Origin of the sequence: Variovorax sp. UC122_21 (genome assembly GCF_044056785.1) — a bacterium.
Classification (GTDB): domain Bacteria; phylum Pseudomonadota; class Gammaproteobacteria; order Burkholderiales; family Burkholderiaceae_C; genus Variovorax.
In genome coordinates this window covers 851,168-867,813 of record NZ_CP172003.1, presented here as the reverse complement: position 1 = coordinate 867,813, position 16,646 = coordinate 851,168, and the positions used below count along the sequence as shown (strand labels likewise).

At 70.9% G+C, this 16,646-nt stretch carries 18 protein-coding genes and 3 pseudogenes; 11 read left to right on the top strand and 10 right to left on the bottom strand.

Annotation, left to right across the window (positions count from 1 at the left end; genetic code table 11):
- The first annotated feature begins 125 nt into the window (after window positions 1–125).
- Window positions 126–737 carry a response regulator transcription factor gene (locus ACHMXE_RS04455; RefSeq protein ID WP_209542181.1) on the top strand — a complete coding sequence of 204 codons (612 nt, stop codon included), beginning with the start codon at window positions 126–128 and terminating at the stop codon, window positions 735–737.
- A 6-nt stretch (window positions 738–743) separates the two neighbouring features.
- Here the strand turns inward: ACHMXE_RS04455 and ACHMXE_RS04450 are convergent, their stop codons facing one another.
- Genes ACHMXE_RS04450 through ACHMXE_RS04440 form a run of 3 tightly spaced genes read right to left on the bottom strand, consistent with a single transcriptional unit; the run spans window position 744 to window position 3,180 of the window.
- Window positions 744–1,730 (bottom strand): tripartite tricarboxylate transporter substrate binding protein, encoded by a 987-nt coding sequence (locus ACHMXE_RS04450; RefSeq protein WP_209542180.1) that lies wholly within the window; start codon window positions 1,728–1,730, stop codon window positions 744–746.
- Window positions 1,731–1,774: 44 nt separating this feature from the next.
- A complete protein-coding gene (locus ACHMXE_RS04445; RefSeq protein WP_209542179.1) occupies window positions 1,775–2,608 on the bottom strand; it encodes an alpha/beta fold hydrolase in 834 nt (277 codons plus the stop codon).
- Between the two features lie 20 nt (window positions 2,609–2,628).
- A complete protein-coding gene (locus tag ACHMXE_RS04440) occupies window positions 2,629–3,180 on the bottom strand; it encodes a cupin domain-containing protein (RefSeq protein ID WP_209542178.1) in 552 nt (183 codons plus the stop codon).
- A gap of 141 nt (window positions 3,181–3,321) precedes the next feature.
- Between ACHMXE_RS04440 and ACHMXE_RS04435 the strand changes: the two genes are divergently transcribed.
- Window positions 3,322–4,230, top strand: a complete 909-nt coding sequence (locus tag ACHMXE_RS04435; protein WP_208512720.1) for a LysR family transcriptional regulator — start codon at window positions 3,322–3,324, stop codon at window positions 4,228–4,230.
- 9 nt (window positions 4,231–4,239) lie between these two features.
- On the opposite strand, the gene ACHMXE_RS04430 is transcribed toward ACHMXE_RS04435, so the two are convergent.
- Complete coding sequence (locus ACHMXE_RS04430) at window positions 4,240–5,178, bottom strand: LysR substrate-binding domain-containing protein (protein ID WP_209542176.1); 939 nt, start codon at window positions 5,176–5,178, stop codon at window positions 4,240–4,242.
- A 121-nt stretch (window positions 5,179–5,299) separates the two neighbouring features.
- Here ACHMXE_RS04430 and ACHMXE_RS04425 point away from each other — a divergent pair, with 121 nt between their 5' ends.
- From ACHMXE_RS04425 to ACHMXE_RS04415, 3 genes are read left to right on the top strand one after another with little or no spacing between them, the layout of a single operon-like run.
- Window positions 5,300–5,857 carry a DUF3237 domain-containing protein gene (locus tag ACHMXE_RS04425; protein ID WP_395347019.1) on the top strand — a complete coding sequence of 186 codons (558 nt, stop codon included), beginning with the start codon at window positions 5,300–5,302 and terminating at the stop codon, window positions 5,855–5,857.
- 33 nt (window positions 5,858–5,890) lie between these two features.
- The gene (locus tag ACHMXE_RS04420) at window positions 5,891–6,874 is read left to right on the top strand and encodes a tripartite tricarboxylate transporter substrate binding protein (protein WP_395347018.1); all 984 of its coding nucleotides are present in this window, start codon (window positions 5,891–5,893) and stop codon (window positions 6,872–6,874) included.
- Window positions 6,875–6,890: 16 nt separating this feature from the next.
- Entirely contained in the window at window positions 6,891–7,874 is a 984-nt protein-coding gene (locus tag ACHMXE_RS04415) for an NmrA family NAD(P)-binding protein (RefSeq protein ID WP_395347017.1), read from the top strand.
- Here ACHMXE_RS04415 and ACHMXE_RS04410 read toward each other — a convergent pair.
- The 5 genes and pseudogenes from ACHMXE_RS04410 to ACHMXE_RS04390 all read right to left on the bottom strand — a co-directional run.
- On the bottom strand, window positions 7,786–8,208 hold the full coding sequence (locus ACHMXE_RS04410; RefSeq protein ID WP_395347474.1) for a hypothetical protein: 423 nt from the start codon (window positions 8,206–8,208) through the stop codon (window positions 7,786–7,788). The genes ACHMXE_RS04415 and ACHMXE_RS04410 overlap by 89 nt on opposite strands.
- 274 nt (window positions 8,209–8,482) lie before the next feature.
- Window positions 8,483–9,139, bottom strand: a pseudogene (locus tag ACHMXE_RS04405) (amidase family protein); the annotation flags it as partial.
- Window positions 9,127–10,020 (bottom strand): polysaccharide deacetylase, encoded by an 894-nt coding sequence (locus tag ACHMXE_RS04400; protein ID WP_395347434.1) that lies wholly within the window; start codon window positions 10,018–10,020, stop codon window positions 9,127–9,129. The pseudogene ACHMXE_RS04405 and the gene ACHMXE_RS04400, both read right to left, overlap by 13 nt.
- Window positions 10,017–10,313 carry a DUF1989 domain-containing protein gene (locus ACHMXE_RS04395; protein WP_395347432.1) on the bottom strand — a complete coding sequence of 99 codons (297 nt, stop codon included), beginning with the start codon at window positions 10,311–10,313 and terminating at the stop codon, window positions 10,017–10,019. Before ACHMXE_RS04395 ends, ACHMXE_RS04400 begins: the two co-directional genes overlap by 4 nt.
- A 70-nt stretch (window positions 10,314–10,383) precedes the next feature.
- Window positions 10,384–10,722 (bottom strand): annotated as a pseudogene (locus ACHMXE_RS04390) (DUF1989 domain-containing protein); the annotation flags it as partial.
- 242 nt (window positions 10,723–10,964) lie between these two features.
- Here ACHMXE_RS04390 and ACHMXE_RS04385 point away from each other — a divergent pair.
- The 6 genes and pseudogenes from ACHMXE_RS04385 to ACHMXE_RS04360 all read left to right on the top strand — a co-directional run bounded on the left by ACHMXE_RS04385 (window position 10,965) and on the right by ACHMXE_RS04360 (window position 16,079).
- On the top strand, window positions 10,965–12,140 hold the full coding sequence (locus tag ACHMXE_RS04385) for a spermidine/putrescine ABC transporter substrate-binding protein (RefSeq protein WP_209542169.1): 1,176 nt from the start codon (window positions 10,965–10,967) through the stop codon (window positions 12,138–12,140).
- Window positions 12,141–12,155: 15 nt separating this feature from the next.
- A complete protein-coding gene (locus tag ACHMXE_RS04380) occupies window positions 12,156–13,082 on the top strand; it encodes an ABC transporter permease (protein WP_209542168.1) in 927 nt (308 codons plus the stop codon).
- A complete protein-coding gene (locus ACHMXE_RS04375; protein ID WP_209542167.1) occupies window positions 13,079–13,906 on the top strand; it encodes an ABC transporter permease in 828 nt (275 codons plus the stop codon). The genes ACHMXE_RS04380 and ACHMXE_RS04375 overlap by 4 nt, the downstream gene beginning before the upstream one ends.
- A pseudogene (locus tag ACHMXE_RS04370) lies at window positions 13,903–14,052 on the top strand (ABC transporter ATP-binding protein); the annotation flags it as partial. The gene ACHMXE_RS04375 and the pseudogene ACHMXE_RS04370, both read left to right, overlap by 4 nt.
- An 82-nt stretch (window positions 14,053–14,134) precedes the next feature.
- Window positions 14,135–15,037, top strand: coding sequence for an ABC transporter ATP-binding protein (locus ACHMXE_RS04365; RefSeq protein ID WP_395347016.1), 903 nt, complete (start codon window positions 14,135–14,137; stop codon window positions 15,035–15,037).
- A 28-nt stretch (window positions 15,038–15,065) separates the two neighbouring features.
- The gene (locus ACHMXE_RS04360) at window positions 15,066–16,079 is read left to right on the top strand and encodes a LysR substrate-binding domain-containing protein (RefSeq protein WP_395347015.1); all 1,014 of its coding nucleotides are present in this window, start codon (window positions 15,066–15,068) and stop codon (window positions 16,077–16,079) included.
- 15 nt (window positions 16,080–16,094) lie between these two features.
- Here the strand turns inward: ACHMXE_RS04360 and ACHMXE_RS04355 are convergent, their stop codons facing one another.
- The gene (locus ACHMXE_RS04355; RefSeq protein WP_209542165.1) at window positions 16,095–16,601 is read right to left on the bottom strand and encodes a DUF2165 family protein; all 507 of its coding nucleotides are present in this window, start codon (window positions 16,599–16,601) and stop codon (window positions 16,095–16,097) included.
- Between the last annotated feature and the right edge of the window lie 45 nt (window positions 16,602–16,646).

The window sequence follows — 16,646 nt, the reverse complement described above, 5'->3', positions numbered from 1 at the left end:
TGTGTCAGATGACACATGAGGAGGTCGAATGTGATGCCGTCGAGATACACGGCCCTTCCAGACTGCGCGCCATCGTCTTCGAGTCCGCATCCCAACCGGAAAGCGTCATCACCATGGTTCCACGCGTGGAAGTCTTCGTGTGCCACGAATCGCCGCTCGTTCGCGCGGGGCTGGGCGCCACCCTGCAGGGCCACGCCGATCTCTCGGTGACCGTGGCGAGCGACACCTTGCCCGCGCCCGCGGAACTTCGCTGCGATGTGCTGGTGGCCGACTACGCGACGGGCCTGCGATGCATCGAGGCGCTGGCGCCATCGCCCGAGCTCCGGCACGGGCCGTCGCCGCGATTGCTGATCGTCACCTCGCGGGACGGCGAGTGGGACATCCGCAGCGCGCTGACCCGTGGCGTGCCCGGCTACCTGCTGCTCGAGTGCCCGGCCGAACGCCTGCTTCATGCGGTGCGCTCGCTGGCCCGTGGCGGCCGTTGCTACGACGACGCGGTCTCGGCGCGCATGGCCGAGAGCCTCGTGCACGCGCCGTTGACGAAGCGCGAGCGCGACGTGCTGAACCTGATCTCGCAGGGCGCGGGCAACAAGCACATCGCGCGGACGCTGGACATCCAGCTTGGCACCGTCAAGACGCATGTGAAGGCCATCCTCGCGAAGCTCGACGTGCGCACCCGGACGCAGGCCGTCGTCGTCGCCGAGCATCGCGGCCTGACGGGAACGGTCTGCGGATGACCTCCCCTAGCCGTCGATGCGTATCCGATTCGCCTTCGCGATGCGCCCCCACTTCTCGAACTCGCTGCGCGAGATCGCGCCGAACTGCTCGACCGAATTGCCCACCGGCACCAGCCCCAGTTCGGTGAGCTTGCGCTGGACCTCGGGGTTGCGCAGGATCTTCACGAGCTCCTGGTTGTAGCGCGCGACGATGGGTTGGGGCGTCGCGGCCGGCACGTAGAAGCCCTGCCAGCCGTCGCCGTCGTAGCCGGGCAGCAGTTCCGCCACGGCCGGCACCTCGGGCAGCAGCGCGCTGCGCTTCGGGCTCGTCACCGCGAGCGCGCGCAGCTTGCCGCTGCGCACCAGCGGGATCGCCGTGGTCGCGGGCTCGAAGGCGATCGGCATCTGGCCGGCCATCACGTCGGCCAGCGGGCTGCCCTTGTAGGGCACGTGCACCATCTGCACGCCGGCCATGTTGTTCATCATCTCCATCACCACGTGCGGGCCCGAGCCCACGCCGAGCGAGCCGTAGTCGACCGAGCCCGGCTTGGCCTTGGCGCGCGCCAGCAGCTCGCGCAGGCTGGCGTCGGGCTGGTTCGGGCCGGTGATCAGCACATAGGGCACCAGCGCGACCTGCGTCACGGGCGCGAAGTCGCGGAAGGTGTCGTAGGGCAGCTTGGCGTAGACGTTGGGGTTGATCCCCATGATCGAGTTGACGGTCATGAAGAGGGTGTAGCCATCGCCGGGACTGCGCGCCGCGACCTCGGCGCCGATGATGCCGGCCGCACCGGCGCGGTTGTCGATGACGATCGGCTGCCCGAGCGCCTGGCCCAGCGGCTCGCTGAGGATGCGCGCCACCACGTCGGGCGACACGCCGGCCGAGAACGGCACGACGAGCTTGATCGGCTTGGTGGGCCAGGCGGCCTGCGCGAAGGCGGCGCGGCCCGTGGTGGCGGCCAGGGCCGCGAGGCCCAGGCGCTGGAGCGCGAGGCGCCGGGAACGAGAGACGGACATGGGGAACTCCTCAGCGTGGGTCGATGCAGGTGTCATGAGTGTTGTCATTGCAGCCAGTCGCGCATGCGCTCGACCAGCAAGTCGGCCGCGACGATGTGCGGGTAGTGGCCGCCCTGCGCCTGCGCGAGATGGCGAGCCTTCGGATAGCGCGCCCGCACGCGGGCACGGGTCGCGGGCGCGATGATCGCGTCGTTCTCGCATTCGAAGACCACGGTGTTGGCGATCGCCTGCGGCGCCGGCAGCTCGGCCGCGCCCGCCACCTGGCGCAGCCGCCCGTGGAAGTCCGAAGCGGGCAGGCCGGCATGCAGCATGTGCAGCTGCACCGCGCGCAGCAGGTCGTCGGGCCGCGCGCGCAGCGCCTGGTCCCAGCGCGCGATCACGGTGGCGCTGTCGCTGGCCGCGAGCCAGAGCGCATCGAACAGCGGATGCTGCGCCACGTCGCGCCCGTCGACGAAGGTGTTGCCGAGCCAGAGCGCCGCCACCTGATCAGGGAAACGCAACGCGAAGGCCTGCGCCCACCAGGCGCCGTACGACGAGGCCCAGAGTGCGACCGCGCCGGTGCGCCGTTCGCGCAGCAGTTCCTCGAGCCCGAGCGCGAGCAGCTCGGGCGCGACGCCGCCCGGGTAGGTGATGCTCAGCACGCGGCGCTCGGCGGCGAAGGTCTGTGCGATGCGCCAGGCGCTGTCGCCGCTGCCCAGCGCGCCCGGCAGCAGGACCAGCGGCGGCGGCTCGGCGGTGGCCGTGTCGTCGCGCGCGCCGCTGTCGCGCAGCGACCAGGACAAACCCCGCGTGTCGGTGAAGCGGTGCAGGGGCTGCGCGGCGACGAAGCGGCGCAGGGCCTCGGGCATCGCGGGCAGGTCTTCGGCGATCGTTGTCATGCGGTGGGCCGTCGCGTGCATCAGGCCAGCAGGCCTTCTTCGCGCAGCGTCTTCTTGGCTTCTTCGGTGAAATCCGCCTCGGGCGCGTTGCCGCCGATCACGAACATCAGGAAGTGCGTCTTGCCCGGCTCCTCGTGCGTGATGTTCTCGAAGCGACGGTTGACGCCGGCCGGGAACGAGAAGATGTCCCACGGCCCGACGTCGAAGTATTCCTCGCGGCCGTCGAGCTCCCACGAACAGCGCCAGCGGCCCGTGAGCGGCATGAAGGTCTCGTTGGTGTCGTGGTTGTGCATCATCGGACCCTTGCCGGGCTTCGCCTCGCAGAAGCCGAGGTTGAAGCCCTCGCTGATGCGGATGGCGGCGTTCTCGGCCGCCTGCGCGCCGACCGGCGAGACCACCTCGTCGCCGCCTTTGCCGCGCGGCGGCTGGAAGCCCACCGCGTTGTAGAGCTTGCGCTCGGCGCTCGGATGGCGGCTGTCGGGCAGCCCGCCGTCGAAGCCCTTGAGGTCCTTGAAGTAGGCGACGCGCTGGCGCATCTCTTCGCGGGTGACACGGATCTGGGGAATGGCCATGGCGATCTTTCTGGCGGAGTGAATAATGGCCGCCAGTATTCGAGGCCGCGGCCGCGCGGTCCATCGAAGCCGCCGATGCCCGGCATCGCGTTCGTGATGATCCATGCGGGTTTACCCGCCCGCGCCCCGCTGTCGCCCCCGATGAAGCTGCAAGACCTCGACCTGAACCTGCTGCGTGCCTTCGATGCGCTGATGCGCGAGCGGCACGTCACGCGCGCGGGCGAGCGGCTCGAGATGAGCCAGTCGTCGATGAGCGTGTCGCTCGCCAAGCTGCGCGACCTGCTGGGCGACGAGCTGCTGATGCGCGCCGGCACCGGCTGGATGCCCACCGAACTCGCGCTCGTGCTGTGGCCGCGCGTGCAGGAGGCGATCGCCGCGCTCGAGCGCCTGACCGAGCCCGTGCGCTTCGACCCCGCGACCTCGACGCAGGTGTTCCGGCTCATCGTCATCGACTACATCGACCTGCTGATGATGCCCTCGGTGATGCGCCGCATCCGCCAGGAGGCGCCGGGCGTGCGGGTGCACATGCTGCAGACCAACCCGCACCACTTCGGCGAGATGATGGCGGCCGGCGAGCTCGACCTGGCGCTGACCTACTTCCCGAACGCGCCGACCTACGTCAAGGGCCGCAAGCTGTTCTCCGACCGCTTCCTGGGCCTGGCCGCGCGCTCGCACCCGGTGCATGGCGCGGCGCTCGACGTGCCTTCGTTCTGCGCGCTGCCGCACGTGACGATCGAGCCCGATGCCTCGCAGATCTACAACGTGCAGATCGATGCCGCGCTCGAGCCGCACGGCCTGCGTCGGCGCGTGCAGATGATCAAGCCGAGCTTCCTCGCGCTGCCCTTCGTGCTCGAGACCTCCGACATGGTGGCCAGCGTGCCGGCGCGGCTCGCGCGCCGCATGTCGCGCATGGCCGAGGTCGAGGCCTTCGACCTGCCGCTGGACCTGCCGCTGTTCGACGTGCGCATGGTCTGGCATCCACGCACCGACCATTCACCGGCGCACGAGTGGCTGCGCGAGCTGATGCTGGCTTGCGCGCGCGACGCCTGAGCCTGGCCCTCAGCGCCGCAGCGCGCCGCTCACCATCTCGATGAACACGCGCACCTTCGCGGGCAGGAAGCTCGCGGTGGGCGTCACGATGTAGATCGCACCGGGCTCGCCGACCTCCCAGTCGGGCAGCACCGGCCGCAGCTTGCCGCCCAGCGGATGCTTCTCGACCAGCCAGCCGGTGGCGATGACCAGCCCCGCGCCCTCGGCCGCGGCGGTGATCAGCGAATCGGAGTCGTCGGTATGCATCGCGAGCTTCACGCCCACGGTGACGCGCTGGCGGCCCTTGCGCAGCGACCATTCGGCGCTGCGTTGGTAGCCCGCGAAGCCCAGGCAGCGGTGCTGCGCGATCTCGCGCGGCGCGGCCGGCATTCCGTGCGCGCCCAGGTAGGCGGCCGAGGCGTAGACGTGGCGGCGCACCTCGCCGACCTTGCGCGCCACTAGGCTGCTGCTCTGTAGCGCGCCGAGCCGCACCGCGACGTCGAAGTCCTCGCTGACGAGGTCGACGAACTGGTCGGAGAAGCGCACGTCGAGCTGCACTTCGGGATAGGCGGCCATGAAGCGCGGCAGCAGCGGCGCGAGCCACAGCCGCCCGTAGGTGCGCGGCAACGAGATGCGCAGCAGGCCCTGCGGCCGGTCGCCGCGCGCCGACAGTTCGGCATCGGCGTTCGCCATCTCCTCGAGCACCGCGCCCATGCGCGCGAGGTAGCTCTTGCCGGCCTCGGTGACCGCCAGCCGGCGCGTGGTGCGCGCGATCAACCGCACGCCGAGGCGGCGCTCGAGCGCGGCGATGCGCCGCGAGATGGTCGAGGCGTCCTTCGACAGCAGGGCTGCCGCGGCCGAGAAGCTGCCGGTCCGGCCGACCGCGACGAAGGCCTGGATCTCGTCGAGCTGGCTGGCCTGCCGCGTCACCACCGAGGCCGGAATCGAAGCGGAGCGCGGGGAGGTCATCGCGGAAGTTTAGTGCGCCCGACGCAAAAGTCATGTGTATCGCGGGGCATTGCGGCAGGCAGTGCACGAATTTCAAATGCAGGCCTGTTCCCCACCGATCTCCTTTTCTTCCTTCTTCACCATGACCCTGACCTCACTCCTGCGCTCTGTCGCCTGGCTGTTCGGCGGCGTGCTCGCCGCGCCCATCGTGCCGGCCGCGCCCGCCGGCGGCGCGCTGCCGCCGCTGCGCACCGAATTCCTCGCCACGCTGATTGCACCGCTCCACGCGCCGCAGGCGCCGAGCGCCAACCTGCTGGTGTTCTCTCCCTCGCGCGCCGGCGGCACGCTGCGCGGCCGCATCAATGCCGAGGTGATCGATCCCACGGGCGACTGGGTGCGCGTGATGCCCAACGGCAGCATGCGCATCGATGTGCGGATGATGGCCCGGCTCGACGACGGGGAGCTGCTCTACGTGACCTACGGCGGCGTGCTGCGCAAGCCCGACGAGGCGAGCTGGTCGCGCTTCATGGCCGGCGAGCGGATCGACGCGCCGCGTTGGTACTACGTGGTCACGCCCCAGTTCGAGACCGCCTCGAAGAAGTACGCCTGGCTCAACGACGTGCAGGCGCTGGGCCGCTTCCTCTCGATCCAGACCGGCGAGCAGGCGCACGTGGCCTTCGAGCTGCTCGAGCTCGAGTAGGGATCGGGACAGGATCAAGACGAAGGAGACACCATGACCGATGCGATTCCGAACCCCGCGCGGCGCCGCTTGTCGCTGGCCGCCGCGGCGCTGTGCGCCGCGCTCGCCTGGGCGCGCGCCGCCCCCGACTGGCCGGCCAGGCCGATCCGCATCGTCGTGCCCTTCGCGGCCGGCATCTCGCCCGACATCGTGGCGCGGCTGGTTGGCGATGCGCTGGTGCGCACCCTGGGCCAGCCGGTGCTGGTCGACAACAGGGCGGGCGCGGCCGGGATGATCGGCGCCGAGGCCGCGGCGCGCAGCCCGGCCGACGGCTACACGGTCTTCATGTCGGTCGAATCGATCGTCGGCGTGCTGCCCCACATCTACAGCCGGCTGCCCTACGACCACTTCCGCGATTTCGTGCCCGTGACCCAGGTGGTGCAGGTGCCGTATTTCCTCGTGACCGCTCCGGGCTCGGCGCTCAACTCGCTGCCGGCCGTGCTCGCGCAGGCGCGCGACAAGCCCGGCAGCATCGATTTCGCGTCGCTGGGCGTGGGCTCGGGCGCGCACGTGCGCATGGCGATGTTCAACAGCCTCGCTGGCGTGCGCATGAACCACGTGCCCTACAAAGGCTCGCCGCTGGCCGACCTGATGGGCGGGCAGATCGCGCTGGTGTTCGAGCCGGCCACCACCGCACTGCCGCTGATCAAGGCCGGCAAGCTGCGCGCGCTGGCGGTGACCAGCGCGCAGCCGCATCCGCTCGCGCCCGAGGTACCGCCCGTGGCCTCGCTGCTGCCCGGCTACCGCGCCGACGGCTGGCAGGGTTTCTTCGTGCCGCGCGGCACGCCGCAGGAGGTGGTGGCCACCCTGAACACACACGCGGTGCGCGCGTTGCGGCATCCGGACGTGGCCGCGCGCATCGCGCAGCTCGGTCTCCAGGCGGTGGGCAACACGGCCGAGGAGTTCGCCGCCATCACGCGCAGCGAGTACGAGAAGTGGGGCAAGGTCGCCCGCGACAACGACATCCGCGTCGAATGAAAAAAGGAACCCGAACGTGACGAAGACCATCCTCATCACCGCCGCGAGCGGACAGACCGGCACGCGCCTCATCCGGCAACTGGTGGCGCGCGGCGTGCGGCCGCGTGCGCTGGTCAAGCGCGCCGCATCCGCCGAGCGCGTGCGCTCGCTCGGTGCCGAACCGGTGATCGGCAACGAATGGGACAGCGCCGACCTGCTGCGCGCCATGGAGGGCGCCGACAGCGTCTATCACATCGCGCCGAGCCTCACGCTCGACGAGCCCGAACTCGGCCGCCGCATGGTGGCGGCCGCGTCGCGCGCGGGGATCTCGCACTTCGTGCTGCACGGCGTGATCGCGCCCTACCTCGACAACATCAACTACCACTGGGCCAAGCAGATCGTGCAGCGCGAGCTCTACCGCAGCGGCCTGCCCTACACCGTGCTGCTGCCGACCAACTTCATGCAGAACGTGAGCTGGACCTGGCCCTCGATCGCCAGGGACGGCCGCTGGCTGCTGCCCTACGATCCCGCGCGGCGCCTGACCTGGGTCGACCTCGACGACGTGGCCGAGGCAGCCGCAATCGTGCTGACCGAGCCGGGCCATGCCCTGGGCACCTACGAGCTGGTGGGGACCGATGCCTATCTGTCGCGCACGCAGATCGCCGCGCTGATGGCACAGGCGCTGGGCCGGCCGGTGGTGGCGGTGAAGGAGTCGCCCGAGGCCTACCTCGCCCACGCGCGTGGGCAGCCCTTCTTCGAGCGCTTCCGCGACGAGGAGGTGGCGCAGATCCTCGCCATGTTCGACGACTACGACCGCCACGGCATGCCCGCGGGCAACGCGCGCGTGCTCTCGATGCTGCTGGGCCGCCCGGCCCGCGGCTGGCCGGAGTTCCTGGCCTCGCTGCGCGATGCCGGCGAGGCGGCGCGGGGCGTCACCTCATACCGGCCTCGGTGGCGCCTAGCGCCTCGATGCACGCGCAGGCGCGCAGCAGCTCCGCATCGCGGCCGCGCGGCATGCTGAAGAGCACGCTGGTGGGCAGTCCGCGCGCATCGAAGCCGCTGGGCATCGCGATGCCCGGCATGTCGAGCAGGCTGCCCACCATGCAATGGGCGAGCGCGCGCGCGTTGAGGGCCGCGTGTCGCGCGGGGTCCGAGGCGTGCTCGATCGTGGGCGCGACGATGGGCGTGGTGGGGAACATGAACAGCGTTCCGGGCGCACAGGCACGCAGCGCGCGCAGCCCGCTGTCGCGCGCCGCGAGCAGCGCGAGGTAGTCGGCCGCGAGGAAGCCGCGCGCGCTTTCCAGGCGCGCGCGGATGTGCGGATCGATGCGCGTGGCCTCTGGGCCGTCGAGCAACGCGCGGTGGCGATGGAAGGCATGCGCGGCCACCACCGTGCCGTCGGCGCGCCATGGCCTCGCGCGCGGCGGTCAGTGGCGCGGCGCGACCGCGCGAGACGGCGAAGCCGGAGCGGCGCAGCCGCTCGAACAGCGCGAGGCAATGGGCGCGCTGCGCCGCGTCCACCGTGTCGTCCATGAAGTCGTCGAGCAGCACGATGCGCGGCGGGCCGATGTCTTCGTCCGGCCGCGTGCGGGCGGCGAGCACCGCGTCGACGCGCGCGATGTCCTCCACGCCCCGCGCGAGCACGCCGAGGGTGTCGAGCAGCGGCGACAGGCCGCGCAGGCCCGCCATCGGATAGCGGCCGCGGCTCGCGCGGAATCCGCACAGGCCGGTGAAGGCGGCCGGCACGCGCACCGAGCCCGAGGTGTCGGTGCCCATGCCGATGGCGCAAAGCCCGCGCGCGACCGAGGCCGCCGCGCCGCTCGAGGAGCCGCCGCACACGCGCGGTTCGGCTTCGCTGCCGAAGGGATTGGCGGGCGTTCCGAAATGCGGGTTCAGGCCCAGGCCCGAGAAGGCGAATTCGCTGAGGTTGGTCTTGCCCACGCACACCGCGCCGGCCGCGCGCAGGCGGGCCACGGCCGCCGCGTCGGCCGCGCGCGGCGCCGATGGCAGCACGCGCGAACCGGCGGTGGTCGGCAGGCCCTCGAGGTCGAACAGGTCCTTCCACGACACGGGCATGCCATCGAGCGGGCCGAGGGCCTTGCCGCGCGCCAGGCGCGCGTCGGCCGCGGCCGCCTCGGCGCGGGCGCGTTCGGCGGTCGTCGCGATGAAGATTGACTGCGCGCAGGGCAGCGCCGCCTCCGCGAGGCAGCCGTCGAGCACCTCCGACGGCTTGCGCGCGCCGCGTCGGAAATCCGCCGCGAGGCCCGCGACCGTCAGGCGCCGCATGCGATCCGTTCGCGCACGCGCCGGTCGATCTCGGCGAAGGTGCAGAAGCGCACGCCGGGCTTGCTCAGGAAGTAGTCGATCAGCCGCTCGTGCATCAGCACCGCCTGCGCGCGGCCCGACACGTCGGGATCGATGGTCATCGGGAACACCGCGAAGTCGTACTCGCGCCAGACGTAGTCGAACTGGTCGCGCCACTGCACCTCGAGGTTGCGCGCGCCCACGTAGCCCTGCGCATTGGCGAAGGACTTGATGTAGAGCAGCGCCTCCATGTCGTCGAGCTCCCAATTGGCGGGAATCTCGAGCAGCGAGGTCTCGGTGCCGCGCTCCACCGGCTTCATCCAGCTCGCGGCGGGCTGGCCGTAGTCGATCGGCGTCCAGCGGTCGCCGCGGCGCAGGAAGTAGGCCTCGAAATCGCGGTGCATCAGGCTGTGGTCGTAGGCGATGCCGCGTTCGAGCAGGAGCTCGAGCGTGTCGGCGCTGAACTCCCACCAGGGCGCGTTGTGGCCCACCGGTGCGCGGCCGGTGAGGTCGGTGATCAGCGCGATGCAGCGGTCGAGCACGTCGGCCTGCTGCTGGCGGCTCATGGCGGTCGGGTTCTCGTGGGTGTAGCCGTGCAGCCCGACCTCGTGGCCGGCCTCGACCACGGCGCGCGCCTGCGCGGGGAAGCTCTCGATCGAGTGCCCGGGCATGAACCAGGTGGTGGCGATGCCGCGGCTCGCGAACAGCTTCAGCAGGCGCGGCACGCCGACCTCGCCCGCGAAGAAGCCGCGCGACACATCGCTGGGCGAATCCTGGCCGCCGTAGGAACCGAGCCAGCCGGCCACGGCATCGAAGTCCACGCTGTAGGCGCAGAGGATCTCCTTGCTCGTCGACTTGCTCATGCGGCGGCCCCCGTCACGCAGAACTGCAGGGCCTTCGGCACGCAGTCGGCGCCGTTGACCGGCACCATGTCCTGCGGGCAGGCCGACATCACGACGACGCAGTCGAGGCAGGCCTCGAACACCGTGCGGTCGCCGGGCCTGGACACCGGCGGCGCCCAGCCGATGGTGCCATCGGCGGCCACGGGATTGTTCATCCATACGTTGAAGGGCGCCGGCACTTCGGTGGTGCGAAGGCCGATGGCGCGCAGTGCCAGGCGCAGGTTGTCGCTGCAGTTGTCGTGGTAGCCGTGCACGCCCAGCGCGCGGGTAGCGCGGCAGGTCGCAGGCCGCGATCAGCGTGTCGTGCACGCCGGGCGAGCTGTCCTCCACCAGCCGCAGGATCGCGCGGCGGCGGTTGGTGAGGAGTTCGTCGCCCACGCGCGGCGTGGTGCGGCCGAGGCCGGCGCGCAGGTGCTCCATCGACAGCGCCTCATGCAGGCCGTTGCGGCAGAAGGCCCAGAGGTCGCAGACCTGGGTGCCGTGCGTGTTGACCAGCGCCAGCTGCTGGCCGCGCCGCAGCGCGACCGCGCGGCCCTGCCGCGCGGGCAGGGTGTAGAGCTGCCCGGGCTCGGGCGTGCCGTCGGGCGAGATCGGCGTGTGCAGCGTGTCGTTCTCGCCGTCGGCGTGGCCGTTGTCGGTGTAGTGGGGATTGATCCAGTCCAAGCGCTTGGTCTCCGTGGTGCGTGGCGGCGAGTGTTCGCGCGGACCCCGGTCGCGACAAACGGGAATTTCTCAGCCGGGGATGAGCCCCGCTCACCCATGGCCCGTGCGCAGGTGCCACGACGAACAAATCTCAGCCCGACGCCGAGAACTCATCAGTTGTCGCCGCGGCCCGCGGCCCCGAAGCTTCGACCCCGGCCGCATCCATCGCGGCCTTCGACGAACCGAACCCCGGAGACAAGTCCATGAAGAATCCTCCTTTCGCCGTGTCCGACGCACCGGCTTCGCCCGACGACGCGAGCGTCGTGCATCCCGTGCGGCGTCGGCTGATCCGCGGCGCGGCCGCGGCCGGTGCCGCGCTGGCGTTGCCCGGCCTCGCGCAGCGTGCCTTCGCGCAGGCCAAGCCGACCGAACTCACCATGCTTGCGTGGTACGGCCATGCCGAGAAGGACGTGGTGGCCGAGTTCGAGGCGCAGCACAACGTGAAGATCCGCCCCAAATACTACGTGGGCGGCGACAACATGCTCGCGCTGATCTCGCAGTCGCCGCCCGGCACCTACGACCTGATCCAGGCCGACGCCGAGTACGTGCAGCAGCTGGTGCGCGCGGGCCATGTCGAGCGGCTGCAGCCGGCCGACTATCCGTTCGACGACTTCTTTCCCGAGTTCCATCGCTTCCCCGGCCACTGGGACGGCGACAAGCTCTACGCGGTGATGATCCGCTTCGGCTTCCTCGGCGTGGCCTACAACACCACGGCCGTGAGCGAGAAGGAGGCGCGCAGCTACAAGGTCTATGCCGACCCCAAGTACAAGGGCCGCGTCGGCCATTTCGACTGGCACCTGCCGAGCATCGGCCAGGCCAGCCTGCTCGACGGCCAGCGCAAGCCCTTCGACATCGATGCCGCCGCCTGGGGCCGCGTGCAGCAGCAGATGATGGGCATGCGCCGCAATGTCGGCGGCTTCTTCGACTACGGCGGCACCTTCGCCTCGCTGCGCAATGGCCAGATGGTGCTGATGGCCGGCATCGGCGACTGGATCACCGGCGTGCTCGAGAAGAACGGCGCCACCGTGCGCACCGTGCTGCCCGACGAAGGCGGGCTGCAGTGGACCGAGTCGTTCTCGATCGGCAAGGGCTCGAGGAAGGCCGAGCTGGCCCGCGTCTTCATCCAGTACATGGCCTCGCCGCCCGGGCAGGTGCGCTCGGCCACCATGCAGGCCTATCCGGCGCTGGTGCCCAACCGCAAGGGCTGGGAACTGCTCGCGCAGCAGCAGCCGCAGGAGGCGAAGCGCTCGCGCATGGAGCCCGGCAAGCGCAACGCGATGGACGACATCCGCGAAGGCCGCATCACCAACCGCGCGCTGCCGGTACGCCAGTCGCTCGAGGACTGGAGCGATTTCTGGTCGCGCTACAAGAACGCCTGAGCCGGGGAGCACGCCATGAACACCCTCACTTCCACGGCGGGCCCGCCGTTGCCGGCGACGACCCCGGTCGCCACCGACCGGGCGAAGGCCGCCCGGCACGAGCGCGCGCGCCGGCGCCGCTTCGCGCTGCTGCATGCGCTGCCGCTGCCCGCGTGGCAGCTGGCCTTCTTCCTCGGCCCGCTGCTGTTCCTGCTGGTGCTGAGCTTCTGGACGGTGCGCGACTTCCGCATCGAGCCCGCCTTCGCGTGGATCAACTGGGAGCGCATGCTGGGCCAGCCGCATGTGTGGCAGACCTATGCGCGCACCTTCGGCTACGCGCTGCTCGCCACCGTGCTGGCGTCGCTGATCGCGTTCCCGGCCTCGTTCGCGATCGCCTTCCAGCTCTCGGAACGCCGGCGGCGGCTGTGCATGTTCCTGCTGGTGATCCCGTTCTTCACCAGCTACCTGGTGCGCGTCTATGCCTGGCAGATCTTCCTGAGCGACGAGGGCGTGATCAACGCGCTGCTCGGCGCGCTGGGGCTCGGGCCGGCGCGCATGCTCAACACCGCGCTGGGCACGCAGATCGGCTACCTCACGCTCACGCTGCCGCTGGTGGTGCTGATCCAGACCATGAGCCTGCTGCTGGTGGACCGCAGCCAGGTCGAGGCCGCGCGCAATCTCGGCTGCGCGCCATTGCGCAGCGTGTTCCAGGTCGTGATCCCGGCCGCGCGCGTGGGCCTGGTGGTGGCGGCGCTGTTCTGCTTCATCTTCGCCTTCGGCGATTTCGTCTCGCCGCTGTACCTCGGCGGCGGCACCGCGCCCACCATGAGCCTGCTGATCATCGACACCACCAAGGCCGGCCAGCAGTGGCCGCGCGCCGCGGTGCTGGCCGTGCTGATGATTGCCACGCTGATGGCGGTGGCATTGGCGATGACTTCGTACGCCTACCGGGGGCGCAAATGAGCGCCGCGCGCTGGGTGCGGCCGCTGCTCGCGGCCTACGTGGTGGCGGTGCTCGCGTTCCTGTTCGCGCCCATCGGCGCCAGCTTCGTGTTCTCGTTCAACTCCGACCGCTTCCCGACCTTGCCGCTGGGATCGTTCACGCTCGAGTGGTATGAGGCCGTGTTCGGCGACGAGCTGGTGCGCGAGGCGCTGGTCAACAGCATCGTGGTGAGCCTGGCCTCGGCCACTCTGGCCACGCTGATCGGCTTCGCCGCGGCCTACACCGACTACCGCTACCGCTTCTTCGGTCAGCGGCTGTACCTCGCGCTCGGGCTGCTGCCGCCGACCGTGCCCGCGATCATCCTCGGGCTCGCGATGCTGGCCTACCTCTCCCGCATCGGACTGGCCGGCGGCCGCTTCTCGATCGTGATCGCGCATGTCGTGATCTGCACGCCGTTCGCGGTGGCGCTGATCCGGCTGCGGCTGTCGCAGATCGATACCTCGCTCGAGGCCGCGGCCTGGAACCTCGGCGCCGGCCCGGGCCGCGCGCTGTGGCACGTGGTGCTGCGCTTCGCCGCGCCGGCCATGCTCGGCGCATGGCTGCTCACCATGGCCGTGTCCTTCGACGAGTTCGCCATCGCCTGGTTCGTGGGCGGGCTCGAGGAGACGCTGCCGGTGCGCGTGCTCGGCTTCCTCCAGGGACAGGTGAGTCCGCGCATCAACGCCATCGGCACCCTGGTCTTCATCGTCAGCATCAGCCTCGTGGGCATCGCCCAGGTGCTGCTGAACCAGCGCATATCGCAGCGCATTCCATCGCGTCCACGCAAAGAGGGCACCACGCCATGACTTCCTCCCCTGTCCCCGAATCCGGCCGCGCACCGCTGGTGCAACTGAGCGGCGTTTCCAAGTCCTATGGCGGCGTGATGGCCGTGAGCGGCATCGACCTCGAGATCGCGCGCGGCGAGTTCGTCGCGATCATGGGACCGAGCGGCTGCGGCAAGACCACCACGCTGCGCATGCTTCGCGGGCCTCGAGAACCCGAGCAGCGGCTCGATCCGGCTCAACGGCGAGGAGGTGCGCGACCTCGCGCCCTGGCAGCGCGACACGCCGATGGTGTGGCAGAGCCTCGCGCTGTTCCCGTTCCTCAGCGTGATCGAGAACGTGGAGTTCGGCCTGCGCATGCGCAAGGTGGGCCGCGCCGAGCGCCGCCGGCGCGCCACCGACTGGCTCGCGCGCCTGGGCCTGGCCGACTTCGCGCAGCGCCGCGTCGACGAACTCTCGGGCGGCCAGCGCCAGCGCGTCGCGCTCGCGCGCTCGCTGGTGACCGAGCCGCCGCTGCTGCTGCTCGACGAGCCGCTGAGCGCGCTCGACCATCACCTGTCGCTGAAGATGCAGGGCGAGCTGACCCGGCTGCAGCGCGAGCTGGGCATCGCCTTCGTCTACGTCACGCACAGCCATTCGGAGGCCTTCGCCATGGCCGACCGCGTGGTGATCATGGCCAACGGCGAGGTGGCGCAGTGCGGCGCGCCGATGGAGGTGTTCCACCGGCCGGCCTCGCGCTTCGTGGCCGAGTTCCTCGGCGGCAACAACATCTTCCAGGCCGACGTGGTCGCGCGCGACGGCTCGCGGCTCGAGCTGCGCACGCCCGAGGGCCGCTTCACCGCGGAGGCGGGCGCGCAGGGCGGCGCGGCGCTCGCGGCCGGCGCGGCGATCGACCTGGTGGTGCGCGCCGACCGCATCTCGCTGACCGCGCAACCGGGCTGGGCCACCAATGAGGTTGCGTGCACCCTGGTGGGCGAGGAGTTCATCGGCTCGACGGTCAACGGCCACCTCGAGACCTCGGGCGGCAAGCAGATCGTGGTGCAGCTCAACGCCAAGGACCTGGAGGAGATCGAGCTCGACGTGGGGCGCCAGTTCTACGCCTCGTGGCATCCCGAGGACTGCCACCTGGTGCAGCGGCCGCACGCGGCCCACTGAGCGAGGGCGCGCCTGCGGGACGCACCGGATGCGCCGCGGGCCCGCCGCCGATACATGGGCCCGCATCGGCGCCGCCCCGGCCTCGGTTTTTTTCCTCATCCAGCCCGAACCGCACCATGGCCACCCGCGGCAAGCTCCACCGCTCAATGCGCTGCGCGCCTTCGAGGCGGCCGCGCGCCACCTGAGCTTCAAGGCCGCGGCCGAGGAGCTGTGCGTGACCTCGACCGCCATCAGCCACCAGATCCGGCACCTCGAGAGCCTGGTCGGCATGCGGCTGTTCGACCGCACGCCGCGCGCCATCAGCCTCACCGAGCCCGGCCGGCGCCTGTTCCCGGTGCTGCGCGACGGCTTCGACCGGCTCGCGCAGGCGGTCGGCGAACTCAGCGAGGTCAGCCATTCGATCTCGGTCAGCGTCACGCCCGCTTTCGCCTCGAAGATCCTGATCCCGTCGCTGGCCGGCCTGCACGACGCGCATCCCGAGATCCAGCTGACCGTGGATGCCACCGAGCGCCTGGCCGACGTCGCGCGCGGCGAGGTCGACCTGGCCGTGCGCTACGGACCGCCGGCCGATGCCGCGAGCCCCGCGCTCGCGCCCGGCCTGCGCGCCGTGCCGCTGTACACCGACCGCTACTTCGCCTGTGCCTCGCCGGCCTGGGTGGCCGGCCGCGCGCTGCCGATCGCGGCGGCGCAGCTGTCGAACGAACGCCTGCTGAGCTATGCGTGGAAGAACCCCGCGCTGCGCGGGCCGACCTGGCCGCGCTGGATGCAGCATGCGGCCGTGGCCGGTTTCGACGAGGGCCGCTGCGTGCTGTTCAGCGAGGAGAGCCATGCCCTGCAGGCCGCGATCGACGGTGCGGGCGTGGCGCTGGTCAGCAACCTGCTGGTGAGCCGGGACGAGGCCGCGGGCCGGCTGCTGCGGGTCTGCGCCGAATCGCTCGATGGGTTGCAGTACCAGTGCGTTTCGCGCGCGGACAACCCGAAGATCGAGACGCTGCGGCGGGTGGAGGGATGGCTGGCGGGGTTGATGCCGGTTGTCGAGTGAAGCGCGCGGGCTCCATCAGGCGCGCGCCAGTGCCGATGGCAGGTTGAGCACGGCGAAACCCAGCAGCCCCCAGCAGCCGAGCAGCAGTTGCGTGAGCAGCAGGCCTTCCTGCCTGATCCAGGCGCCGAACCACAGCCCCGCGACGCACATCGCCGCCCAGCACAGCACGAAGGCGCCGAGCCCGAGGTTGAGGCAGGCGAGGGCGGAGGCCGATGCGAAGCGCAGCGGCTCGCAGGCGATCAGCAGCGTGCCCGCCAGCAATGCCAGCGCGCTCGCCGCCTGCAGCACGATCACGCCGAGCAGCGCGAGCCGGTGCACGGCCGGCGATGCGATCGCGCGCCGCCGCAGCGGCAGCGTGTCGAACGGCGGCTCGCGCAGCAGCACCATGCCCATCGTGAGGCCGATGGCGCCGGCCGAGGCCTGGAAGGCCTGCAGGTTGTTGAGGACCGCGACGCTCATCCACGCCGCCAGCCCGGCCGCGACCGCGAGCTGGAACATCCACACCGAGATTTCTGGATCCACATGCACTCCTTGAAAGGGATGGCGAGAATGTAGAAGCCGCACCGC